19 protein-coding genes are annotated in these 23562 nt (G+C 34.1%); 16 read left to right on the plus strand and 3 right to left on the minus strand.

Annotated features, from left to right (window positions below):
- The first annotated feature begins 9 nt into the window (after positions 1-9).
- Together AABL85_RS14815 and AABL85_RS14820 are read left to right on the plus strand one after the other, a co-directional pair.
- Positions 10-3144, plus strand: coding sequence for an efflux RND transporter permease subunit (locus tag AABL85_RS14815; RefSeq protein WP_286419355.1), 3135 nt, complete (start codon positions 10-12; stop codon positions 3142-3144).
- A gap of 94 nt (positions 3145-3238) precedes the next feature.
- Positions 3239-4630, plus strand: coding sequence for a TolC family protein (locus tag AABL85_RS14820; RefSeq protein WP_341310662.1), 1392 nt, complete (start codon positions 3239-3241; stop codon positions 4628-4630).
- Between the two features lie 253 nt (positions 4631-4883).
- Here the strand turns inward: AABL85_RS14820 and AABL85_RS14825 are convergent, their stop codons facing one another.
- Together AABL85_RS14825 and AABL85_RS14830 are read right to left on the minus strand one after the other, a co-directional pair.
- Positions 4884-5495, minus strand: a complete 612-nt coding sequence (locus tag AABL85_RS14825) for a hypothetical protein (protein WP_341310663.1) — start codon at positions 5493-5495, stop codon at positions 4884-4886.
- Positions 5496-5621: 126 nt separating this feature from the next.
- Positions 5622-6455 carry an AraC family transcriptional regulator gene (locus AABL85_RS14830; RefSeq protein ID WP_341310664.1) on the minus strand — a complete coding sequence of 278 codons (834 nt, stop codon included), beginning with the start codon at positions 6453-6455 and terminating at the stop codon, positions 5622-5624.
- Between the two features lie 79 nt (positions 6456-6534).
- Here AABL85_RS14830 and AABL85_RS14835 point away from each other — a divergent pair, with 79 nt between their 5' ends.
- The 5 genes from AABL85_RS14835 (at position 6535) to AABL85_RS14855 (ending at position 11896) form a co-directional block, all read left to right on the plus strand.
- Positions 6535-7485 carry an NADP-dependent oxidoreductase gene (locus AABL85_RS14835; RefSeq protein ID WP_341310665.1) on the plus strand — a complete coding sequence of 317 codons (951 nt, stop codon included), beginning with the start codon at positions 6535-6537 and terminating at the stop codon, positions 7483-7485.
- Positions 7486-7695: 210 nt separating this feature from the next.
- A complete protein-coding gene (locus AABL85_RS14840) occupies positions 7696-10251 on the plus strand; it encodes a WG repeat-containing protein (protein ID WP_341310666.1) in 2556 nt (851 codons plus the stop codon).
- 253 nt (positions 10252-10504) lie between these two features.
- Positions 10505-10927 (plus strand): CBS domain-containing protein, encoded by a 423-nt coding sequence (locus AABL85_RS14845; protein WP_341310667.1) that lies wholly within the window; start codon positions 10505-10507, stop codon positions 10925-10927.
- Between the two features lie 351 nt (positions 10928-11278).
- A complete protein-coding gene (locus AABL85_RS14850) occupies positions 11279-11479 on the plus strand; it encodes a hypothetical protein (protein ID WP_286414593.1) in 201 nt (66 codons plus the stop codon).
- 216 nt (positions 11480-11695) lie between these two features.
- The gene (locus tag AABL85_RS14855) at positions 11696-11896 is read left to right on the plus strand and encodes a hypothetical protein (RefSeq protein ID WP_006258632.1); all 201 of its coding nucleotides are present in this window, start codon (positions 11696-11698) and stop codon (positions 11894-11896) included.
- Positions 11897-11963: 67 nt separating this feature from the next.
- On the opposite strand, the gene AABL85_RS14860 is transcribed toward AABL85_RS14855, so the two are convergent.
- Positions 11964-12890 (minus strand): bestrophin family protein, encoded by a 927-nt coding sequence (locus tag AABL85_RS14860; protein ID WP_286414596.1) that lies wholly within the window; start codon positions 12888-12890, stop codon positions 11964-11966.
- 509 nt (positions 12891-13399) lie between these two features.
- Between AABL85_RS14860 and nhaC the strand changes: the two genes are divergently transcribed.
- The 9 genes from nhaC (at position 13400) to ribB (ending at position 23300) form a co-directional block, all read left to right on the plus strand.
- On the plus strand, positions 13400-14854 hold the full coding sequence (gene nhaC / locus AABL85_RS14865) for a Na+/H+ antiporter NhaC (RefSeq protein ID WP_286414598.1): 1455 nt from the start codon (positions 13400-13402) through the stop codon (positions 14852-14854).
- A gap of 564 nt (positions 14855-15418) precedes the next feature.
- Complete coding sequence (locus AABL85_RS14870) at positions 15419-16057, plus strand: peroxiredoxin (RefSeq protein ID WP_006258628.1); 639 nt, start codon at positions 15419-15421, stop codon at positions 16055-16057.
- A 37-nt stretch (positions 16058-16094) separates the two neighbouring features.
- Positions 16095-16403 carry a thioredoxin family protein gene (locus AABL85_RS14875; protein WP_006258627.1) on the plus strand — a complete coding sequence of 103 codons (309 nt, stop codon included), beginning with the start codon at positions 16095-16097 and terminating at the stop codon, positions 16401-16403.
- Positions 16404-16423: 20 nt separating this feature from the next.
- Positions 16424-16681, plus strand: a complete 258-nt coding sequence (locus AABL85_RS14880; protein WP_286414601.1) for a DUF6952 family protein — start codon at positions 16424-16426, stop codon at positions 16679-16681.
- Positions 16682-16902: 221 nt separating this feature from the next.
- Complete coding sequence (gene tpx / locus AABL85_RS14885) at positions 16903-17403, plus strand: thiol peroxidase (protein WP_286414602.1); 501 nt, start codon at positions 16903-16905, stop codon at positions 17401-17403.
- Between the two features lie 110 nt (positions 17404-17513).
- Entirely contained in the window at positions 17514-20024 is a 2511-nt protein-coding gene (locus AABL85_RS14890; protein WP_341310668.1) for a DNA translocase FtsK, read from the plus strand.
- A 9-nt stretch (positions 20025-20033) separates the two neighbouring features.
- Positions 20034-20672, plus strand: a complete 639-nt coding sequence (locus AABL85_RS14895; RefSeq protein ID WP_286414606.1) for a LolA family protein — start codon at positions 20034-20036, stop codon at positions 20670-20672.
- A gap of 8 nt (positions 20673-20680) precedes the next feature.
- Entirely contained in the window at positions 20681-22141 is a 1461-nt protein-coding gene (locus AABL85_RS14900; protein ID WP_286414608.1) for an LptF/LptG family permease, read from the plus strand.
- 25 nt (positions 22142-22166) lie between these two features.
- On the plus strand, positions 22167-23300 hold the full coding sequence (gene ribB / locus AABL85_RS14905; RefSeq protein WP_286414610.1) for a 3,4-dihydroxy-2-butanone-4-phosphate synthase: 1134 nt from the start codon (positions 22167-22169) through the stop codon (positions 23298-23300).
- Positions 23301-23562 lie beyond the last annotated feature (262 nt).

The raw sequence follows: 23562 nt of genomic DNA on the forward strand, positions 1-23562 counted from the left end.
GATAGCATTATGTTAAGAAGATTTATAGAAAACCCAGTGTTATCTACCGTGATATCTATCATTATAGTAATACTAGGGTTATTAGGACTATTCTCATTACCTATCACCCAGTATCCTGAGATAGCACCACCTACAGTACAGGTGACAGCTAACTACCAAGGGGCAAATGCTGAGGCGGTAATGAAGAGTGTGATTATTCCATTAGAAGAACAGATTAATGGAGTAGAGAATATGGCATATATGAACTCAAAGGCGAGTAATGATGGTTCGGCTGTTATTACCATTACTTTTACACAAGGAGCGGATGCTGATATGGCAGCTGTGAACGTGCAGAACCGTGTGAGCCAAGCCATGAGCCAACTGCCAGAAGAAGTAATAAAACAAGGGGTGACTACGACTAAGAGATTGAGTAGTGAAATATTCAGTTTCTTAATGTATAGCTCTGATAGTAGATATGATCAAGCATTCTTAGAGAACTACGCTCGTATCAATATTTTACCTAAAATAAAACGTATCAATGGAGTAGGGGATGCCTCTATCTATGGAGGACGTGAGTACAGTATGCGTATCTGGTTAAAGCCAAACGCAATGGCTTCTTATGGACTTACGCCAAGTGATATAGTACAAGCTTTACAGGAGCAGAACGTAGAGGCTGCACCCGGTAAGGTAGGAGAGAACAGTAGACAGAGTTTTCAATATGCTCTAAAATATACAGGGAGATTAGAGACACCTGAGGAATTTGGAGATATTATTATCCGTTCTAATGGAACAGGTAAAATATTGCGCCTGAGCGATGTGGCAGAGATAGACTTAGGAGCCTACTCGTATGCGATGACCATGACTGCTTATAAGCAGCACGGTACTTATATAGCTGTAAACCAGGTGGCAGGATCTAATGCCCATGAGATTATTAAGCAATGTGAAGAGTTATTAAAAGAAGCAGAAAAAGACTTGCCTGCGGGTGCTAAATTTGAAGTATATGCAAATTCTAATGATTTCTTATTAGCCTCTATTGATAAATTGATAGCGACTTTAATAGAAGCATTTGTATTAGTGTTCATAGTAGTATTAGTGTTCTTACAGGATTGGCGTTCTACTTTGATACCAGCTATAGCGGTACCAGTAGCTATCGTAGGTACGTTCTTTTTCTTGAACTTGTTTGGTTTCTCTATTAACTTATTGACTCTTTTCGCCTTAGTACTGTCCATAGGTATTGTAGTGGATGATGCTATCATCGTAGTAGAGGCAGTACATGCCAAACTATATGAAGGAGCAGAAACAGCTAAGAAGGCAACAGTGAGTGCGATGAGTGAATTGACCACAGCGATTATCTCGATTACATTAGTGATGTCAGCAGTATTCGTACCTGTTACTTTTATTGAAGGGTCTGTAGGGGTGTTTTATAAAGAGTTTGGTATCACATTAGCTGTTGCTATTTTGATTTCGGCTATTAATGCCTTGACACTGAGTCCAGCGTTATGTGCTATTATGTTGAAACCTGAGTCAGGTATTCATCAAGAGAAAAGAGGTTTTGTCAATAGATTTAAATCAGCTTTTAATAGTTCATTTGATCGAATGACTAATCGTTATGTAGGTGTATTAGGCTTCTTGAATAAGAATAAATGGTTATCGTTAGGAAGTATCGTTGTATTCGGTGCCTTGTTTGTATTCTTAACGAAAACGACACCAACAGGATTCGTACCTAATGAGGATAGTGCTTCTATCTATGGTAATATTATATTAGCACCATCTACTTCTCTTGAAGAGACTGAACGTATTTCTAATGAGATAGATAGTATAGCGATGAGTATACCTGAGGTGAAGTTCACTTCACGACTTGCAGGTATGGACTTCTTCAGTGGAAATGGTAGCTCGTATGCTGTAGAGTTTATTAAGCTAAAACACTGGAAAGATCGTCCTAACCCAGAGCAAAACATTCACAGTGTAGTAGGGCAGTTATTTGCTAAAACGGCTCATATTAAAGATGCTAATATTGTATTCTTTGCAGCACCTACGTTACAAGGGTTTGGTAACAGTTCTGGATTCGAAGTACAGTTACAAGATAAGACAGGTGGAGATTATAAGAAGTTTGAAGAAATAATAGGAGGATTCTTAGGAGCGTTAAATCAACGCCCAGAGATTATGTATGCAACTTCGTCTTTTAATACTAACTTCCCTCAGTATGAAGTATCTGTTAATGTTGCAAAAGCAAAAGAAGCAGGAGTAGGGGTGACAGAGATTCTGACTACACTACAGGGGTATCTAGGAGGTATCTATGCAACGAACTTTAACCGCTTCGGTAAGCAGTATAAAGTAATGATACAAGCAGATCCTAATTTCCGTGAGAATAAAGAGGCTATCGATAAACTATATGTGAAGAATGAGCAAGGAGTAATGTCTCCTATCACGGCATTTATTGATCTGAAGAAAGTATATAGTCCAGAGTTCTTGACACGCTTCAACTTATTTAATTCAGCTTTTGTCAACGGTAGCCCTAATCCTGGATTTAGTTCTGGAGATGCTATACGTGCGATAGAAGAAGTAGCAGCACAGACTTTGCCACAAGGATATGGTTTTGAATATTCAGGATTGTCTAGAGAAGAGAGTGGTAGTGGTAACCAGACCGTTATTATTTTCGTACTGTCTATCTTATTCGTTTACTTCTTATTAAGTGCCCAATTTAAGAGTTATATACTTCCATTGGCTGTATTGTTCTCTTTGCCGATAGGACTTGCAGGAGCTTTTATCTTCGCCAAGCTATTTGGAATTGAAAACAATATATTCTTACAGATTAGTTTGATTATGTTGATTGGTTTATTAGCGAAGAATGCTATTCTGATTGTAGAGTTTGCACTACAGAGACGACAGTCAGGTCAGTCTATTGCAGATGCAGCTATAGAAGGAGCACGTATTCGTCTAAGACCTATTCTGATGACTTCATTTGCTTTTATTTTTGGATTATTACCATTGATGATGGCTACAGGAGCAGGAGCACTTAGTAATAAGTCAATTGGTACAGCTGCGGTAGGAGGAATGTTGATTGGTACACTGATAGGAGTGTTGGTTATTCCTTCATTATTTGTTGTATTCCAGGCGTTACAAGAGAAAATAAGTGGAGCACCTGTATTAGAAGAAGAAGAGTAAGTGTAATTATAAAGTGATAAACGTATAAGTGTATCTAAGGATGTGCTTATACGTTACACAATGACTTAAGTCAATGCGATAAATCAGAAGAATCATGAAATGGACATATAAAATATATATAGGGGTAGCGGCTATTGGGTTATTGGCTTCATGTCAATCTGCGAAGACGTACCACAAACAAGAAGCGATAGACCAGGACTTGTATAGAGTTGTACAAGAAACGGATACGTTGAATATAGGTATGATGCCTTGGCAGACTTTGTTTAAAGATGCAAAGTTACAAGAGCTAATAACAGAAGGAATAAAAAATAACCTAGACCTGAAGATGGGGATAGAAAGGCTACATGCTTCAGAGGCGTTGTTAAAACAATCTAAAGCTGCGTTCTTACCTGACTTAAGTATAGGTGGAGGAGTGAAAAGATCAAGACTGTCTTATCCTCAAGGTTTTGGTTTTGTAAAGAATGCTACGCAGTACGATGTATTTGCTAGTACTTCTTGGGAGATTGATGTATGGGGTAGATTAGCGAGTAGTAAACGTGCAGCTTATTATAGAATGCTTCAGTCTGATGCAGGACAAAAAGCTGTGCAGACTCAGATAGTAGCTCAGATAGCAGATTATTATTACCAATTATTGGCGTTAGATCAACAACAAGCTATTATCGAAAAGACGATAGTAAATCGAAAAGACGACGTTGAAACAATGCAAAAGTTGAAGGAGTCAAGTGTAGTAACGGGTGCTGCTGTGGTACAGAGTGAGGCTAACTACTATGACGCTGAGGCTACACTACCAGGAGTGAAGCGCCAAATTAGAGAAGTAGAGAATGCTTTGAATATCTTGTTAGGAAAGCCTGTTGGCGAAATAGATAGAACTGATCTTTCGGTACAAGAATTACCAATAAAACCAAGTATTGGTATTCCGGCTCACTTGCTACAAAATAGACCAGATGTGATGGCTGCAGAGTATGAGTTAGCAGCTTATTTTGAAGATGTAAGCGCTGCCAAAAGAGCTTTTTATCCAGCATTGACAATAACAGGAGGGGCAGGGTTCTCAAGTTATGAGTTTAAAGATTGGTTTTCTTCTACGGGGCTGTTCGCTAATATAGCAGGAGGTTTATTACAACCTATCTTTAACAAGAGACAAAATAAAACGAGATTAGAAGTAGCTAAAGCTACTTATCAAGAAAAGGCGTACAACTTTCAGAAAGCTATGTTAGTTGCAGGGCAGGAAGTGTCAGATGCTTTATATGCTTATGAGATGGCAGGAGAACAGCTAGCTATGAGACAACTGCAAGTAAATAAATTAGCACTAGCAGTTGATTATACAAAGAAGCTATTAGTGTATCATTCATCAACGAACTATACAGATGTATTAACGTCAGAACAAGCACACCTTTATGCACAATTAGCACATAGTAATGATCAGCTATTAGAATGGCAGGCTATTATTAAGCTTTATAAAGCATTAGGCGGAGGTTGGAGAGAATAATTTTTTCCATTTATATATAAAGTAATGAAAGTAATATTATGGAGATATAAATCTCGATAGTAGATGATTAATTACTTGGCTCAGTCTGTTAATCGGTATTTTACTTTTAGATAGTTAATCATCGTGCTAATTTGGGAACTATTTATAAAACTGTGAAATACCAACAGGCTGGGTTTTATTAGGAGAGTAATCCTTATTGATTTTTACTACTTTTTAATTGAGAGAGCCACATCGTGAGATGTGGCTTTTGCTATTAGAAAGATAGACGAATAATTCTATCTAATTTTTCTTTATCAATATTAGGAGAGAATTCATTGTAGAGCTCCTGTTTTAATAACGATACAATCGAAAAGAAATCCGAGGTAAGAGTTAAATAGTATTGTTCTACTTTCTCTATAGATTGATTCTCAGCAACTTTTATTTGACTGCTTTCTATCATCAAATTGCCTACGTGAACTAAGATTTTATCGAATGTCTCTGCTGAGGTATGCATTTGAAGAAAACCGAATTCAAATATAAGATCGTGAAGGTTGTTCACTTCTTTCTCTATCTTCTTACCTGTAGCCAAGTGAGGACTAAGCGACTCTCGTTGTAAGATCGTGTTTAGCTGTGTTAGGAATTGAAAGAAAACTTCTTGTTTCTTTTCAAATACTAATAAATGACGTTCTCTTGATTCTTCACTTTTAGTTTGACCTTGTAATAGTAGAACAGTAATAATAGCAGTGATCACAACCCCTAATAATGTCCCAAAGAATTGACCAGGGAGAGAAGCTAGTTCGAATATTTCAAAAGTTATAGCTACAATAAAGAATATAATTGTACTTGTTATAATACCTACTCTTGGCCAGTTGATTTTGTTTTTCATAATGTCTTTATTTAAAAAGAAACGGTGTAATGGTTTGATGGATAATAGTATAACCTCTTTTTAAGAGATAGAAAAGGGGTAATCCTATTAAGAATGAAATTACAACTATTTCTGATATAAAAAAGATTATCTTTTTTGATGTAACTTGCGAAATGCTGACATACTTATTCCTTCTTGTTTCTTAAAGAATTTGTTAGCATGACTCTCATCTGTAAACGTAAATTCAGAAGCTATTTCACCTATTCTAAGATCGCTAAATAATAGACGTTGTTTGATAAGTTTTAGGCGATAAGTGGTAATATAATGTTGCAATGTTTCTCCGCACTGATTGACAAAATAGTTTCCTATATAAGAGGGAGCTAAACCAAACTTCTGTCCGATTACCTGTGCAGTTAGTCGTTTGAGATCATAGATGTTTTGTTGTATATAGCTTATGATGTCTAATACCTTTTGCTCCTTAGTGTTTAAGTCTTCGGGAGTATAGTTCATTAGATTACGCGTAGCGATAATCATAATCGCATTGATATACTGACGTTGCAAATCATAGTTACACGTTTTAGTATTTTGAATACTGAGTATAAGACATTCGACTATTTTGTGAATGATATGTTTGTCTTCTTCATCTGTTATGATAGAAGTAGGTAGATGCGTAGCATAGTACAGCACGCATTCTAAATGATTAATATTAGCAGCATTGTATTGCTTGATATATTCATCATTCACGCGAATAACGACAAACTCTGATTGAGCAGTTAGGTCAAATGAGTGTCTGTCTTCTGGGGTTATTAAGTATAGATCACCAGCTGCTATTTTGTTTTTATTGTCATTTACTGTATGTATTCCTTCACCAGAAATGACAAAGACAAATTCAAAGAAATTGAAAAGCCTATTCTGTAAAGGACAACAATCTACCTTTTCATAAAAGACTTCAAAGGGTTGATATATATTTTCTCTTGCCATGTATATACTATTATTTGATTAAAATATACCTGTATAGTGGTTTTTTATCAGTTTATTTTTGTGTAAAAGTAGTAAATATATGAAAGCAATTGTATTGAGCGAATTTGGAGGAGTAGAGAATCTTCAAATGACAGAGGTAGAGATGCCTCTTATAAATAACGAGGAGGTACTGGTAAGAGTGAAAGCACTTAGCATTAATCCAGTGGATGCACTAACTAGAGCTGGTACAGTAGGAATGTCTAAGGTAGTGGGACAGTTTAGTCCTATTATTTTAGGATGGGATTTTTCTGGAGTAATAGAGTCGATTGGAGAAGACGTACAAGAATTTAGAGTAGGGGATGCTGTTTTTGGTATGGTAAACTTTCCAGGGCATGGCATGGCTTATGCAGAGTATATTGCTGTATCAGCTAATCAGATAGCTTTGAAACCAAACAATATTACACACGAGCAAGCAGCTGCATCTACTTTAGCAGCCTTAACAGCTTGGCAGGCTTTTACGAGTTATGGCAAGCTAAGACCTAAGGACAAGGTGTTAGTACACGCTGCATCTGGTGGAGTAGGACATTATGCTGTGCAGATAGCTAAGCATTTAGGAGCGTATGTGATAGGAACTTCTTCAGCTAAGAATAAGGAGTTTGTAATGGAGTTAGGAGCAGATGAGCATATTGATTACAGAAGTGAGAATTTTGAAGAAGTGGTATCAGAGATAGATTTCGTCTTAGAAGCTATAGGGGGTGATAACTTCCAGAAGTCGGTGAAGGTGCTTAAGAAGTTTGGTACTCTGGTCGTTTTGCCATCAGGATATACTAAAGATGATGAAGCAGTGTTTAATGAAAAACAGTTACATGGAAGTTGTTTTATGAGTGTGTATTCGAGTGGAAGAGATATGAAAATGATCGCTGAACTCTTAGAAAAGGGTGTTGTTAAAGCTCATATTAGTCGTGTTTTTGACTTTAAAGACATGGATAAAGCACATTTATATATAGAAAACGGTAATACGGTTGGTAAGGTAGTTGTGTGTATTTCTTAAAATAAATACAATAATCAAACATAAAAGGTGATGTAATTATAAAATATATCATCTTTTTTTGTTTGTGTATATTTTGTTATTTAGTGTTTTTAGTATGTATATTATTGTTTTTTGGGTGTAAATTATAAGTAATGTTAATTTTTTATATATTTGGATTGATGGATTTGTTTGATTCTATATGTTAACTATTCAAATAATCGTTATACGTTTATGAAAAAAATTACCTTACTTATATTAATGGGCTTCTTGTCATTTTCTTGTAGTAATGATGACAATAAAAAGAGTGATAAACCTAAAGAAGAAAAGCCCGATTATCAACCTAAAATACTAATTCCTTTTGAAGAGCGTGGTTTGTGGGGATTCAGAGATCCACAGGCAAATGTTGTAGTAGTGGTACCTCAGTATGAAGCTGTAAAAGATTTTGACCAACATAAAATAGCAAGAGTAAAGAAGAGTAAGTTATGGGGACTGATAGACATGCTGGGTAAGCCTGTGATAGCTCCTGCTTATAATGACATTAAAGATTTTAGTATTCAAGGGTATGCTACTGTGGTGAGATTAGAAAAAAGTGGAGTAATTAATACTAAGGGAGAAGAGAAAATAGAACCTTTATATGATGAGATAACAGGCTACTATGATAAGCAGTATGTAAAGGTGATGATAGAACAGAAGTATGGTATCATAGATAAAGATTGGAACTTAGTAATCAAACCTTCTTATACTAAGATCCGCGATTTCGGAACAGAAGGAGTAAATGCTGATCACATCATCGTAGAGCAGAATACAAAGAGAGGATTGATTAATAAGAGCTGGAAAGTATTGGCGAATGCTAAGTATGACAGTATTGCTAATTTCGATACTAGAGGTATAGCGATGTTAATCGATTCCTTAAAGGTAGGAATGATTAACACGGAAGGGAAAATTCTAGAGCCTAAGTACGACGAGATTAAAGAGTCTAATGATGAGGTAGAAGTAACTTATAAAGTAGTTTTAAAAGAAAAATGGGGGCTGTTAAATAAAGATTGGAAAGAAATTATAGCGCCTCGTTTTGATGCGGATTTTAAGATATTTGAGTTTGATAAATCAGGATATGCTAGATTGCATGTAGGTGAGAAGTGGGGATTCATTGATAAAAATCACAAGGTTATTTTAGAACCTATATATGATGAAATTACAGAGTTCGATGAACAAGGTTTTGCACGTATTAAAGTAGGGGATAAATGGGGAGTGATTAATAGAGAGTTTAAGGTACTATTAGCTCCAGAATATGATAATATAACTGTATTTAACGCAGAGGGATATGCTCGAGTTAATAAAGATAAAAAATGGGGAGTGATTAATAAGCAGTGGAAAGTGGTGTTACCTGTGATGTATGATAACATTGGAACTTTACTGCCTTATGAAATGACCATCCTGACACTAGACAGTAAGTTAGGGTTAGCAAATAAGAATTGGGAAGTTGTATTGCCTGTAGATTATAAAGATATTAATGTGACAGAAGATCAAGGGACAGTGAGGATTTATAATGATATACCTGGTATAGAAAGAGCTGTTGGGTTATTTCATTTAAAAACGTATAAGCGATTAGAACCTACTTATGAACGAATAGATAATTTTAACTCATTTGGTTATGCTTTAGTACAAAAAAATGAGATTTCTAAGAACTTAATAGATAAAAGCTTTGAAGAGCGATTAGATACTTATTATACAGAGATATATCCATTTAATGAAGCAGGTATATTTAAAGTACTTAAAGCTCCGTATTTAGGGGTGTTTGACTCTAGAATGAATATGTTAGTAGAACCAACTAAATATACTGATATAGAAGAGTTCGCAGAGGATAATCATGCAGTAGTGTCTTTTGGTAATAAGAGTGGACTTATTAATAGACAGTGGAAAGAAGTTTTGGCTGTAGAGTATGATGAGATATCTACGCCAGATAAAGAGAATAATAGAAAGCTTACTATTCACACCTCTTCAGGGACTGTGTATAATGTATTTAATCAGAACGGAAAGACCTTAGAAGATAACTATAAAGAGATAAAGTTTGACTATGTAAACAAAGTCATTCTGTTGAAAGGAATGAATGATTTACATGGTTTTGCATCTGTTAATTTGGTACATATTACCGCTCCTGTTTATGAGAATGAACTAGACTTCACGAATGCTTTAGTAGCTAGGATGAAACAGAATGGGGTATGGGGGCTGATTAACAAACAAGGTATCATTGTTATAAATCCAATGTACGATCGCATCAGTGAATTTAATAATGAAGGGTACGCCTATTTAGTAAAAGGAGGTCTATACGGATTTGTAAATCATGTAGGGCTAACAACAGTGCATGCTAAATATGAAATTCCAGATTATGCTTTGACTAAAGATAGGCTGGCAAAAGTGAGAACGAATGGATTATTGACTATTGTTAATTATGAGAATGGTATTGAGTTATTTAAACCAGGGCAATATACAGATGTAGATAATTTGTTTAAAGGGTATGCCTCATATTTAGAGAGAGGTAAGTGGGGGATCGTAGATAAGGTACAGAAGGTAGTATCAGTAGCGAAATATGATAAGGTAGAGCGCTTCACAAAAGATAATACAGCACGTATAATGCTGAATAACTATGTAGGATTTATGAATGATAAAGGTGTAATCGTTTTAGAACCGAATACTTATAGTCATATAGGAGAGTTTAAAGATGGTAAGGCTACTGCGATAAAGAATGGAGTAGCAGTACTTATTGATATAAATGGAAAGGAAATTTAGGGTTGTTTAAAAAGCACTTTTATAAAACTATAGAAGTGCTTTTTTTTGATAGTAAATATAGTTGAAGTTAAATTATAAGATGATGAAAATGAAGATATTCCTTTGTTGAGAATAAATAGATCAGTTAATTACTTGAAAAATAGAATTAATCCATTGGCTGTTAATTTGTTATATTCCTATAAGTATCGTAAATTTAAAGTAATAAAAAGGTGACTTTTTTATTAGTGTATTGTCTAACTAAAATCTAATTGTTATGAAACAAAAGGTTCCAGTTGAAGAGATTATGACTAAAGAGTTAATCACTCTTACTTTATCCGATAGTTTATATGATGCAGAGCGATTGTTTAAAAAACATAAAATAAGACATATCCCTATTGTTAATGGAGATGTATTAGTAGGGGTACTTAGCTACTCTGATTTGATTAAAATTAGTTATGTAGATGTTGTAGAGGATGAGTCAGAAGATATACCTTCAGTAGTCTATGATATGTATTCTATAGAACAACTGATGGCTAAAGTAGTGGTAAGTGCTCTCCCTACAGCAACAGTAAAAGAAGTAACAGAAATATTGTCAAAGCAGAGTTATCACTCTATTCCGATAGTCGACCATTTAGGTCATTTAAAAGGAATAGTGACTACAACAGATCTATTAAAATATTTCTTAAAGCAGTATTAGTTTAGTAAAGATAAGATAGGGCTACCTATCAGAATGGTATAAAGCAGGATAAATCGGTCGAAAAGAATTTATCTCAATATCTAAAGGAACTTTATTCTTAAGTAATTAAGCAATAAAGTTCTTTTTTTTTGCAATCCTATGAATTTATAAATACACATTTTGTGAACTAATGAAGGAGGATAGTGTTTTTATATAATACTTATGTACGTTTGTTGATAAACTTTTATATATTAAGATATAAAAGTTTATTTAATGTATAAATGCTTAAAAAAGTAATAAAATATCATTTATTTTTGTGTTTTACTGTGCTAATTGCTATTTTAGCTCTTGTGTTACAATAGTATTACAAATATGAAAAGAAGAACAATGTTTGACTTTGCCAAAACGATATTAGAGAATGTAAGTTTTGATCCAAAGTTATTTTATAAGGAATTACAAAAAGCAATTCAGAACTTATTGCCATACGATTTAGATCAGTTAAAACAATGGGTTAGTGGCTATGTCCAAGAAAAACCCGAATTACATCAATCTTTAGAGTTATTAAATGTATAATAAAAAAGCACCTTTATAGAAGGTGCTTTTTTATAGTCGACTAGCATTGAATAAAAAGGAATTATTGAAATAATTATTTAATAAAATTCAGTCTAATTATTCAAATTATGAGAATCAATTATTAATTGCTAAAATTGTATTAAAGTCTGAGCAAAAAACGAGAAATAGTTTTTAAAATGACTATGTTTACTATGTAGTAAGATAAAAGTAAAAGATATGAAAACACGTTTAATGTTTGATTTCGCAAAAACTATACTTGAGAATGTAAGTTTTGATCCAAAGTTATTTTACAAAGAACTTCATAAAGCTATTAATCAATTATTACCTTATGATGTAGATAGATTAACGAAATGGGTAAACGGTTATGTTCTAGAAAAACCAGAACTTCAAGAATCTTTAAATTTAATTAACGCTTAATTATAACTAAAAAGCACTTCGAGAGAAGTGCTTTTTTTATAAATATAAGTTAGGGATGCTTTACATATTATGTAACGATATAGTTCTTATCAGGTGTCATCAGTTCTGGTAGAGGCATTTCTGATATTTCACTTAATGAATATGCTATATTAGCACACATCTGATCTAATGCTAAGTCATTTTCTTCTTCTCCGAATGGTTCCGCTATTTCAGCTACTACAGCATCCAGAGCAATAAAGGTATAGGCTACGAAGGTCACAAAGAAAGGCATCGTCCAGATAATAAGGTCAATTAATCCGAATGGAAGTATAAAGCAGTACACATAGACCGTCCTGTGTAGAATAACAAAATATACAAACGGGATCTTTGTATGAACGATGCGTTCACAGGCTCCTAATACTATAGATAGCTCATCGATATTCTTGTCTATTCTAGCTTGAGTTATCGTATCTAATCTACCTGCTCGTTGCTGTGCAGCAATCCATTTCGTTAATTCGTTTAAGATAAAAGCGGGTTTAAATTTTTTAGTCAGCATTTCTTGATACACCTCTTCTTTCAGGTACTGACGTATCACTTCATAATCTGTTTTTTCTCTCAATTGTTTATTTAAGAGATAACAGAAAGCTATAATAAGCTTGATTCCCTCTTGTTTCTCTTTTTTAGAGAACGAAGGGCTTTCATCTATGTAGTTTTGAATTTGAAAGGCAAGTGATCTAGAATGTATAACTAAGCTTCCCCACTGTTTTCTCCCTTCCCAGAAGCGGTCATAAGCTGCACTATTACAAAATCCTAAGAATATAGCTAAGGAAATACCTACTAAAGCAAATGCTCCTACATTAAGAGGTATAATTACATCAGGGAATAGGTAATGAGCAAAATAGACAATCCAAGAGAATACAAAGATAGCCAGTAGTGTTGGAAATATTTTTTTAAGGACAGACCCTTTCCATATAAAAAGCATTTGTATAATATGCTTTTTGTGTCTTACTATCATATTGTTGAGTTTTGATATAACAGCAAAGTTAGTTTGGGATTCAGTCTTAGACAAATAATCCTTGTGAAATTAATACAGTGGATAGTTAAAAAAAACAAATAAGATATTGAATATGAAGTATGAGTACACACGGTCTACTGGAAGGTAGCACTATCATAGGTACATAAAAAAGCTACTTATTGTAGATAAGTAGCTTAATATGATGTCCTCTAAAAACATCAAAACAACAATATTTTATATCTAAATGTATCTCTTTTTTAGAGATAGTACATAAAGAGTGCATATAAATTGCTTTATATGTATGTAGTAAATATAGGAATTAGTTTTGTTTTTAACAATTTTTTTAAACCTTTAATTAATTTTATTGGAGTTGGTTTTTATAATAAACTATGAATCAGTAAAGTAAATTGGATATTTTTTAGGGATATAATGTAATATGTTTTATTTTAGATAAGATATAACTGTAAAATCGTTACTTTCGCAACAGAATAAATTTAAGTTTTAAGTAAATGAGTAGTAAACACGACAAAGTAGAGAAACCTATCACATTATTTCAATCGCTAATTCCTGTTGTTATTTTAGTAGGATTATTAGCTATTAATGTGTTTGTGTTCCGGGATGACGCCTTGTCTGGTACTAATCAGTTTATTTTATTAATAGGTGGTTCTATAGCTACTGTTGTTGGTCTCTTTAATCATGTGAGTTATGATAAGGTGATTACGCAGATAATTAATAATGTAAGAGATACCTCTAGTGCTATCTTTATTTTATTGTTAGTAGGAGCTTTGTCAGGGACATGGCTTTTGAGTGGTATTATACCTAGCATGATTTATTACGGGCTTCAGATTTTACACCCTGCTATTTACCTTCCAGCCTGTCTGATTATTACTTCTATTATATCTATTGCTACGGGTAGTTCATGGACTACTTCAGCCACAGTAGGGATAGCACTAGTAGGTATCGGGAATGCGCTAGGTATGCCTATAGGTATGATAGGAGGGGCGGTAATATCAGGAGCGTATTTTGGAGATAAGCTATCACCATTATCAGATACGACTAATCTTGCTCCAGTGATGGCTGGTACAGACCTATTTACCCATATCAGATATATGCTTTATACTACGGTACCTACTTATATAGTTACTTTAGTGTTGTTCTCTATTTTAGGGATATTATATGGTCATGGAGGAGATGTAGATACATCAGTGACGTTACAGGCCATAGCAGATACATTTAATATTACACCTATTTTATTTATAGTGCCTGTATTTGTAGTCTTTTTGATCGTTAAGAAAGTACAACCTATAGCAGCATTATTGATAGGAACTCTTTTAGGAGGTGTATTTGCACTAATCTTCCAGCCAGACATCGTAGTGTCAGTATCAGGAGGAGATGCATTTAATTTTTATAATGCATATAAAGGTGTTATGCTAGCACTGACTACAGATATCAGAATCTTGTCGCCATTAGAGAGTTTAAACGGATTGTTTGAAGCAGGAGGGATGGCAAGTATGTTGAATACAGTTTGGTTGATTCTATGTGCCATGTTTTTTGGTGGAGCGATGGAGGCTATTGGAGCCTTACAGAAGATTTCGATGGCATTGTTGAATATTGCTAATAATGTATTTGGGTTATTTGCTAGTACAGTAGCCAGTTGTTTAGCGATTAATGTGATGACATCAGATCAGTACCTATCTATCGTGGTACCAGGTAAGATGTTTTCAGATGCTTATAAGGCAAAAGGATTGGCACCAGAGAATCTGAGCCGTACATTAGAAGATTCAGGGACTGTGACATCAGTATTGATTCCTTGGAATACTTGTGGAGCCTATCACTCAGGAGTATTGGGAATACCTACGATGACCTATCTACCTTATGCGTTTTTTAATTATTTGAGTCCATTTGTGACCTTATTATATGCAGCATTTAATTATAAAATTAGAAAGATAGTGAATAAGGCATAAGAGATACCTTATATAATATAGAGAGAAAGGGCGATAAACTTAGTTGATACTGAGCTTATCGCCCTTTTTTATTGCTTATTTTTTGGGGTGGTCAGTTTGTGATAGGAAGTTAGTCGGATAGTGATCGCATAAAAAAGGGCTAAAAGTATGCGATCACTATGCGATAAGTATCCGATAGCTATGCGATCACTGCTATAAAAATGAAAAAAGGACAAGGAAATTAAAGGTTTGGAAGAAGGGAGAGAAATTATTTTGTTGTATAAGAAAAACGACAAAAGTGAATACAGGACAAATAAGAAGGTCTGTGAAGCAGGTGATATCGTATAGGTTAGGTAAAAATATCATTTTATTAATATTATTATAACATGCTAAGATTTTATAGTTCTATATAAAATCACTATCTTTAGACATGTCTAAACTAAGAGATAGACAATGTAATATAAGAATAGATTTTACTTATGTTAGAATAAAAAACAATAATCAAGATTAATAGATTATCGTGTTTACTAGTCTTACATTTGTAAAAGAAATCAAGAAAGATTATTAACTTTAAAATAAATTATTATGTCTTTAGTAGGTAAAAAATTTCCAAACATCACAGTAGACGCAATGTCTGAAATGGGAGATGATTTAAGAATCAACATTTTCGAAGAAGCAACAAAAAACAATAAAAAAGTATTATTATTCTGGTACCCAAAAGACTTTACATTCGTATGTCCTACAGAATTACACGCTTTCCAAGCAGCTTTACCAGAGTTTGAAAAAAGAAACACTATGGTTATTGGAGCTTCATGTGATACTAACGAAGTACACTTCGCTTGGTTAAACACAGCAAAAGACAATGGTGGAATCGAAGGAGTTACTTACCCAATTATCGCAGATACTCAAAGAAACTTATCTTCAGTATTAGGAATCTTAGATGTAGAAAACGAAGTATATAATGAAGAATTAGATTCAGTTCAAATCGAAGGATCTAACGTTACATATAGAGCTACTTACTTAATCGATGAGACTGGAAAAATTTTCCACGAATCAGTAAACGATATGCCATTAGGAAGAAACGTAAATGAGTACATCAGATTAATTGATGCTTATGCTCACGTACAAACTCATGGTGAAGTATGTCCAGCTAACTGGGAAGAAGGAAAAGATGCAATGAATGCTGATAGAAAAGGTGTAGCTGAGTACTTAAGCAAACACTAAGAAATAAACCAGGTTACTAACCCAAAATTTAAAAAAAATGCTTTTAGAACTAGATAAAGATAATTTACAAGAAATTGTAAATTCAAATGAAAAAGTGGTTGTTCAATATGCTGCATCTTGGTGTGGTAATTGTAGAATTATGAAGCCTAAATTCAAAAAATTGGCAACAGAGAAAGAGAATATGACATTTGTAATTGCAGATGCTGAGAACTTCCCTGAGTCAAGAAAATTGGCTGATGTAAGCAATTTACCAACTTTTGCTACATTCGTAAACGGTAAATTAGTTAACCAAACTCAGACAAATAAAACTGAGGTGTTACACGAATTAGTAAACGAAATTGTATAATTTCATAAATCTTATATAGAATGAAATTACCAGTGATAAGACAGTTATCTCAATTTATTGAAGATAACGACCAAGATTATATTATAGAAACGCTAGAAGTATTAGAAAACCTAACTGAGGTGCCTTCTCTTAAAGATGAAGAACTAGACGTGATCGGTGAACTTATTTCTAATATGTATGGGGCTCTAGAAGTTCAAAAGCTTGTAAAAGAAGGAGCTACCCAAAAAGAAGCGTTGAATACCTTTATGCAAAGAGTTTTAGGATCAATAGATAAATAAAACTCTCTTTATAAAATTTTTAAGGACTGTACTCTGAGTACAGTCCTTTTTTTGTTTTTAGGCGTAAGTAAGACTGTAGCCCAATTCTAGAAGACTGCATTCGAGAGCCTCATTGATTATATATTTATTACATTTAGGTTTTGCTAATATATCTATCAGTATTTAGCATTATATTCTATCGAATTTTACTTATTTTTGTGTAACCTAAAAAATAAAACAATATGGCGACTGTAACATTAAAAGGTAATGCTATCCAAACTATCGGAACACTACCAGGATTAAATACGAAAGCTCCTGCATTCAATTTAGTAGGAGGAGATTTAGCTGATAAAACATTAGCTAGCTATAAAGGGAAAAGAGTAATCTTAAATATCTTCCCAAGTGTGGATACACCTACATGTGCTACATCTGTAAGACATTTTAATCAAGATGCTTCTAAACTGGAGAATACAGTAGTATTATGTATTTCAAGAGATTTACCATTCGCACAAGGACGCTTCTGTGGAGCAGAGGGAATTGCGAATGTAGAGATGTTGTCTGACTTTAGAGACGGACAGTTTGGAAAAGATTATGGAGTTTTGTTTACAGACGGTCCTTTAAAAGGGTTGTTGTCTAGATCTATTGTTATCTTAAATGAAGAAGGTACAGTAATCTATACAGAACAAGTAGCTGAGACAGCAGATGAACCAAATTATGAAAAAGCTATCGCTGCTTTAAAATAATGGTTTTATATACATAGACTGCTAGTATGTTGAATGATTTACTAGCAGTCTATTGTTATAAAAAGGATTAGGTTGAAAACAATATAGCCATATTGTCAATAAAAAAGGAAATGGAAAAAGAAAATATAACAAAAAAGAAAACTACAAAATCTACGAATACGGCCAAACGATTTGATACAACTATACATATCAATAGCCGATTCTTAATCACTATACTGTTAATCATCAGTGGTATTGCATTAACATTAAGTTTTATATCCTATTTAATCACAGGGATAGAAGATCAGAGTAACTTAGAATTATTAGGAGATAGACAGGTGGAGGTAGCTAACTGGTTAGGTAAACTAGGGGCATATCTAGCTCACCTTTTTATATACCAAGGCTTCGGAGTGGCGTCTTTCTTCTTTGCAAAGTTATTAGTTCATTCAGGTATTTATGCCTTTTTCACTATACCCGCTAGAAGAATCAAAAAAGTGATTTTTTGGGATTTGTTCTCGATGTTATTGCTTTCTGTATTCTTAGGATTTTTCTGGAGTAGCAATCCTCTTTTAGGAGGAACAGTAGGATATGAGTTAAATCTGTACTTTGTAGATTATCTAGGTACAGCAGGTACGGTATTGTTATTGTTATTCTTTGCGATTGCTTTTGCGTTGTTTAGATTTAAATTATCGCCTACCTCTATTCGTCAAGGACTAGAAGGGTTGCCAGCGTTCTTTAAGAAGTTTAAAAAGAAACATATAGAGACTCCTGCTGACTTTGATAATAATGGACAGGTGAATCAGGAAAATACAGAGCCTGTAGCAGCAGTGAATAAAGAGGTAGAAACCCCATCTGCTAAACAGGAAACCCCTGTAAAAGAAGAAGATTTTAGTATCTATGAACAGCCTGTATCTCCTAAATCTGCTATAGTAGATTCAAAGAATATGAAGCCTACGATAGAGCATAGTTCTGAGTTAGTATTAGATCATAAAAACCCTAAACAGCCTTTAGATAAAGGGGATGCTGTGACTGCAAAGGAGACAGCTACTAATGATTTTGTTATTGAAGAAATAAAAGATGAAGGAAGTTTAGAAGAGAATTTAGCAGCTAGATTAGTTCAAGACTTTGGAGAGTTTGATCCTACATTAGAATTGTCTAATTATCAGTTTCCTTCTATTGAATTATTGAAAGAATACAGTGGCTCAGGAATTACGATTAATCAAGAAGAGCTAGAAGAGAATAAGAATAGAATCGTAGACACCCTGCGTAACTATAAGATAGATATTGCTCAGATTAAGGCTACTGTGGGGCCTACAGTTACACTATATGAGATTGTACCAGAAGCGGGTATTCGTATTTCGAAGATTAAGAACTTAGAAGACGATATCGCTCTTTCTTTATCAGCATTAGGTATCCGTATTATTGCGCCTATACCAGGTAGAGGAACGATAGGTATCGAAGTACCTAATAACAGTCCTTCTATCGTATCTATGCGAAGTGTGATAGCTTCTCCTAAATTTCAGAGTGCTGAAATGGAATTGCCAGTAGCTCTTGGTAAGACGATTTCGAATGAGACCTTCGTAGTAGATTTAGCTAAAATGCCACACCTTCTAATGGCAGGGGCTACAGGACAAGGTAAGTCTGTAGGACTGAATGCACTATTGACATCACTTCTGTATAAAAAGCATCCAGCCGAGGTGAAGTTTGTATTAGTTGACCCTAAGAAAGTAGAATTAACTTTATTTAATAAAATAGAACGACATTATTTAGCTAAATTGCCCAATTCGGAAGATGCTATTATAACAGATAATACGAAAGTTATTAATACATTGAATTCTCTGTGTATAGAGATGGATAACCGCTATACTTTACTAAAAGATGCGATGGTTAGAAATATCAAAGAATACAACGAGAAATTCAAACAGCGCAAGCTAAATCCAGAGAATGGACATCGCTTCTTGCCTTATATTGTATTAGTAGTGGATGAATTTGCAGATTTGATTATGACAGCAGGTAAGGAGGTAGAGACACCTATCGCACGTTTGGCTCAGTTGGCTCGTGCTATCGGTATCCACTTAATTATCGCTACACAGAGACCATCTGTAAACGTTATTACTGGTATTATTAAAGCGAACTTCCCAGCACGTGTAGCTTTTAGAGTGACTTCTAAGATAGACTCTCGTACGATCTTAGATCAGCAGGGAGCTGATCAGTTGATCGGTAGAGGGGATATGTTGTACACACAAGGGAATGATTTGGTACGTGTACAATGTGCCTTTGTAGATACTCCAGAGGTAGAAAAGCTGACAGAGTACATAGGATCACAAAAGGCTTATCCAGAGGCTTATATATTGCCAGAATATGTAGGTGAAGAGGGAGCTAGTAATTTAGATGTAGATATCAGTGAGAGAGATCCTCTGTTTAAAGATGCTGCAGCTATCATCGTTACAGCACAGCAGGGGTCAGCTTCACTGTTACAAAGAAAGTTGAAACTAGGTTATAATCGCGCAGGAAGGTTAATTGATCAGCTTGAAGCAGCGGGCATTGTAGGGCCGTTCGAAGGAAGTAAGGCACGTACAGTGAATGTACCAGATTTGATAGCTTTAGATCAGTTTTTCGATAATGAAGAGAACAACAATTAAAGAAATAGAATGAGAAAGATTATTGCACTTATAGGGATGGTACTATTTGCTTTTTCAGCAAATGCACAGAGTAGTCAACGAGCTAAGAATTACTTGTTAGAGGTAACGAAGAAGATAAATGGGTATGAGAATATTTCAATAGATTTTTCATTTAATCAAAAAGGAGCTAGTAAAGACTTCGATGGCAAAGGACATTTAGATCTTAAGAAAGATTTGTATAACCTTACATTTATGGGGATAAAGAAGATATATGATGGCAAGAAGATATATACCATCTCTGATGAAGATGAAGAAGTGACTGTCTCTAAATTCAATGAAAAAAATGCAGATGGGATATTGCCTTCTCAGATGCTGACTTTTTTTAATCAAGGGTATACATTTCAGTGGGATATTCTACAGAATGTAGATGGTAAGAAAGTACAGTATATAAAACTAATACCTACGGATAAAAAGTCTGTTATAAAAGAGGTATATCTAGGGATAGATACAGCGACAAAAGATATCTATAACAAGATCCAAGTAAATAAAGACGGTTCTAAATCAACACTGACGGTTAATTCTTTTAAAACAAATCAGTCAATGTCGAAAAATCATTTTACCTTTACACAGTCGTTGTACCCTAATTATTACATCAACAATATAGATTAAAGATTTAAGTGAAATTACTTGACCGTTATATTTTAAAAAGCTTTATATCGACACTGCTAACAGTGTTCGCTATTTTATACTTTATTTTTATCCTACAAGGAGTGTGGTTATTCATCTCAGAATTAGCAGGAAAGGATTTGGATTTGATTGTGATTGTTCAGTTCTTACTGTTCTATTCACCTAAGATGGTACCATTAGTATTACCCTTGTCGGTTTTGTTAGCCTCTATTATGACCTTTGGTAGTTTTGCAGAGAACTATGAATTTGCGGCTATGAAAGCGTCAGGAATCTCTCTTCAGAGAGCGATGCGTCCACTGTCGATATTCATATTTATATTAGCAGGGGTATCTTTTTGGTTTGCCAATGACGTTATTCCAAAGGCAGAATATCGTTTTTTAAATCTTCGAAAAGAAATTATTCAAACAAAACCTGCTATGGCAATAGCTGCAGGACAGTTTAATGATTTGGGGCAAGTCAATATAAAAGTGGATGCTAAGACAGGAGATAAAGGTCAATATTTAGACAATGTAACGATGCATGTCAAATCTAGTTCTGGTTATGAGAATAAAACAGTAATTAGATCTGTTAACGGAGAATTAGAAACAGAAGAAACGTCTAATATCTTAAAGCTTCATTTATTTGATGGTAACTATTACGATGATGTAGTTGCGAAGAACTATGAAGAGCAGAAGAAAGAACCATTTATCAAAACTTCTTTTGAGAAATACACGATGAATATAGATTTGAGTAGTTTTCAAGATGAGGGGAAAGATGAAGATAAGATTACGAATACCTATGGTATGCTTAATATAAAAGAGCTGAACTATACTATAGACTCTCTTCAGCGTTCTATGAATGTAGAGAAAGCGTCTAATACAGATAATTTAACTCTGAGATTAGGGAATATATTATCAATGGAGAAAAATAGTATGACTAATGATACTATTGCAAAAATAGAAATAGCTGATGCAGACTTAATAAAGGACTTTTCTTATGATAATCAGAGTAGAATATTACAAGCCGCTATAGATTATACTAATAATATTAGCTTTAATACAGAAAGTAATGACCTTTCTATATTGAATCAAGTAAAAAAAATTAATGATCACTGGTTAGCTCTATATGAGAAATTTGTGATTGCCTTTTCGTGTTTCTTAATGTTCTATATTGGAGCGCCATTAGGAGCTATTATTAGAAAGGGAGGAATTGGTTTACCAATTGTATTTGCAGTAGGTATCTTTATTACTTATCACTTCATAAATACTTTTGGAAGAAAGATGGCTCAAGAAGATGGAATTATCCCATTTTTTGGAGGATGGATAGGATCATTAGTTCTTACTCCATTAGCTATATATCTAACTTATAAAGCAACAAGAGATAATGGAGATGTTAGCTTTAGCTTGTCGTTAGATACATTTAAAGATTTATTTGTTGCTTTAAAATCAAAAAAACAACAAAAGAAGAAATAATACAAAACAACAAAATACAACTATAATGTCACATAATCACATTCAATTAAACACTATAGAAGAAGCTATTGAAGACATCAAAGCTGGAAAAGTAATCATAGTGGTAGATGATGAGGATCGTGAAAACGAAGGCGATTTTATCGCTGCAGCAGAAATGGTTACTCCAGAGATGATCAACTTTATGGCTACTCATGGACGTGGACTTATCTGTGCCCCCCTTACAAAAGAAAGATGTCAAGAATTAGATTTGCACCCAATGGTGAATAATAATACTGTGTTACATCAGACTGCTTTTACGGTATCTATTGATTTAAAAGGACATGGATGTACAACAGGTATTTCTGTATACGATCGTGCTAAGACAATAGAATCATTAGTAAAAGAAGAAACTACTGGAGAAGATCTTGGTCGTCCAGGGCATATATTCCCTTTAATAGCAAAAGAAGGAGGAGTGCTTAGAAGAACTGGTCATACTGAAGCAGCAGTAGATATTTCAAGACTAGCTGGTTTTAAACCTGCAGGTATTTTAGTAGAGATTTTAAATGAAGACGGTTCTATGGCTCGTTTGCCACAGTTAATGGAAGTAGCTAAGAAATGGGATCTTAAAATAATCTCGATAGAGGCTCTTGTTGCATATCGTATGAAACACGATAGTTTGATTGAAAAGAAAGAGGACTTCGAATTAAATACTAAATATGGTACGTTTAGATTAAGAGCGTATCAACAGAATACAAATGGACAAGTGCATATCGCTTTGACTAAAGGGGATTGGAATGCTGATGAGGCTGTTTTAACACGTATTAATTCTACAATAGGTAATAATGATATTCTCGATGCCTTAAGTGGTAAATTAAGTATCCGTATGGAGAATACATTTGCTAAAATTAATGAAGAGGATAAAGGAGCGATACTGTTTATTAATCAAGAAGATCATAATGCAAGTCTTTTAAATAGGTTAGCAGTACTTAAAAATGCAGGAGGGAAGTTAGATCTTGATACACCTAAATTATCAGGTGATGAAAAAGACTTCGGTATCGGAGCACAGATATTACATGACTTAAATATTTCTAAGATTAAATTGCTGTCTAATTCTGCTCAAGGCAAAAGAGTGGGGATGACAGGATATGGTTTGGAAATTACAGAATATATCAATTACTAATAGTATAATTAGTTTTTAGTTAAAGAATAAAAAGGTCTTGATAAGTTTTTTACTTATTCAGACCTTTTTTTATTGCTTATAAATATTTCATGTCGAGAGAGTTAGTTTTACAGTTGAAAAAAAGAGTGTTTTTTAGTATATATTTTTTTGCAGAATTAAAGGAAGTGTCTATATTTGCACTCGCAATACGGAAGTAATGCAGACCATTGGAGAAATGGCAGAGTGGTCGAATGCGGCGGTCTTGAAAACCGTTGACTGTAAC

It is taken from the genome of Myroides odoratimimus (genome assembly GCF_038039805.1).
GTDB classification, from domain to species: domain Bacteria; phylum Bacteroidota; class Bacteroidia; order Flavobacteriales; family Flavobacteriaceae; genus Flavobacterium; species Flavobacterium odoratimimum_B.

Bases quoted from the DNA above. Each gene is read 5' to 3' on its own strand.
- AABL85_RS14870 (WP_006258628.1), top strand. From the start codon at position 15,419: ATGTCTTTAGTAGGTAAAAAATTTCCAAACATCACAGTAGACGCAATG.
- AABL85_RS14825 (WP_341310663.1), bottom strand. From the start codon at position 5,495: ATGAAAAACAAAATCAACTGGCCAAGAGTAGGTATTATAACAAGTACA.
- AABL85_RS14850 (WP_286414593.1), top strand. From the start codon at position 11,279: ATGAAAAGAAGAACAATGTTTGACTTTGCCAAAACGATATTAGAGAAT.
- AABL85_RS14860 (WP_286414596.1), bottom strand. From the start codon at position 12,890: ATGATAGTAAGACACAAAAAGCATATTATACAAATGCTTTTTATATGG.
- AABL85_RS14880 (WP_286414601.1), top strand. From the start codon at position 16,424: ATGAAATTACCAGTGATAAGACAGTTATCTCAATTTATTGAAGATAAC.
- tpx (WP_286414602.1), top strand. From the start codon at position 16,903: ATGGCGACTGTAACATTAAAAGGTAATGCTATCCAAACTATCGGAACA.
- nhaC (WP_286414598.1), top strand. From the start codon at position 13,400: ATGAGTAGTAAACACGACAAAGTAGAGAAACCTATCACATTATTTCAA.
- AABL85_RS14875 (WP_006258627.1), top strand. From the start codon at position 16,095: ATGCTTTTAGAACTAGATAAAGATAATTTACAAGAAATTGTAAATTCA.
- AABL85_RS14840 (WP_341310666.1), top strand. From the start codon at position 7,696: ATGAAAAAAATTACCTTACTTATATTAATGGGCTTCTTGTCATTTTCT.
- AABL85_RS14895 (WP_286414606.1), top strand. From the start codon at position 20,034: ATGAGAAAGATTATTGCACTTATAGGGATGGTACTATTTGCTTTTTCA.
- AABL85_RS14830 (WP_341310664.1), bottom strand. From the start codon at position 6,455: ATGGCAAGAGAAAATATATATCAACCCTTTGAAGTCTTTTATGAAAAG.
- AABL85_RS14835 (WP_341310665.1), top strand. From the start codon at position 6,535: ATGAAAGCAATTGTATTGAGCGAATTTGGAGGAGTAGAGAATCTTCAA.
- AABL85_RS14820 (WP_341310662.1), top strand. From the start codon at position 3,239: ATGAAATGGACATATAAAATATATATAGGGGTAGCGGCTATTGGGTTA.
- AABL85_RS14890 (WP_341310668.1), top strand. From the start codon at position 17,514: ATGGAAAAAGAAAATATAACAAAAAAGAAAACTACAAAATCTACGAAT.
- AABL85_RS14815 (WP_286419355.1), top strand. From the start codon at position 10: ATGTTAAGAAGATTTATAGAAAACCCAGTGTTATCTACCGTGATATCT.
- AABL85_RS14845 (WP_341310667.1), top strand. From the start codon at position 10,505: ATGAAACAAAAGGTTCCAGTTGAAGAGATTATGACTAAAGAGTTAATC.
- AABL85_RS14855 (WP_006258632.1), top strand. From the start codon at position 11,696: ATGAAAACACGTTTAATGTTTGATTTCGCAAAAACTATACTTGAGAAT.
- ribB (WP_286414610.1), top strand. From the start codon at position 22,167: ATGTCACATAATCACATTCAATTAAACACTATAGAAGAAGCTATTGAA.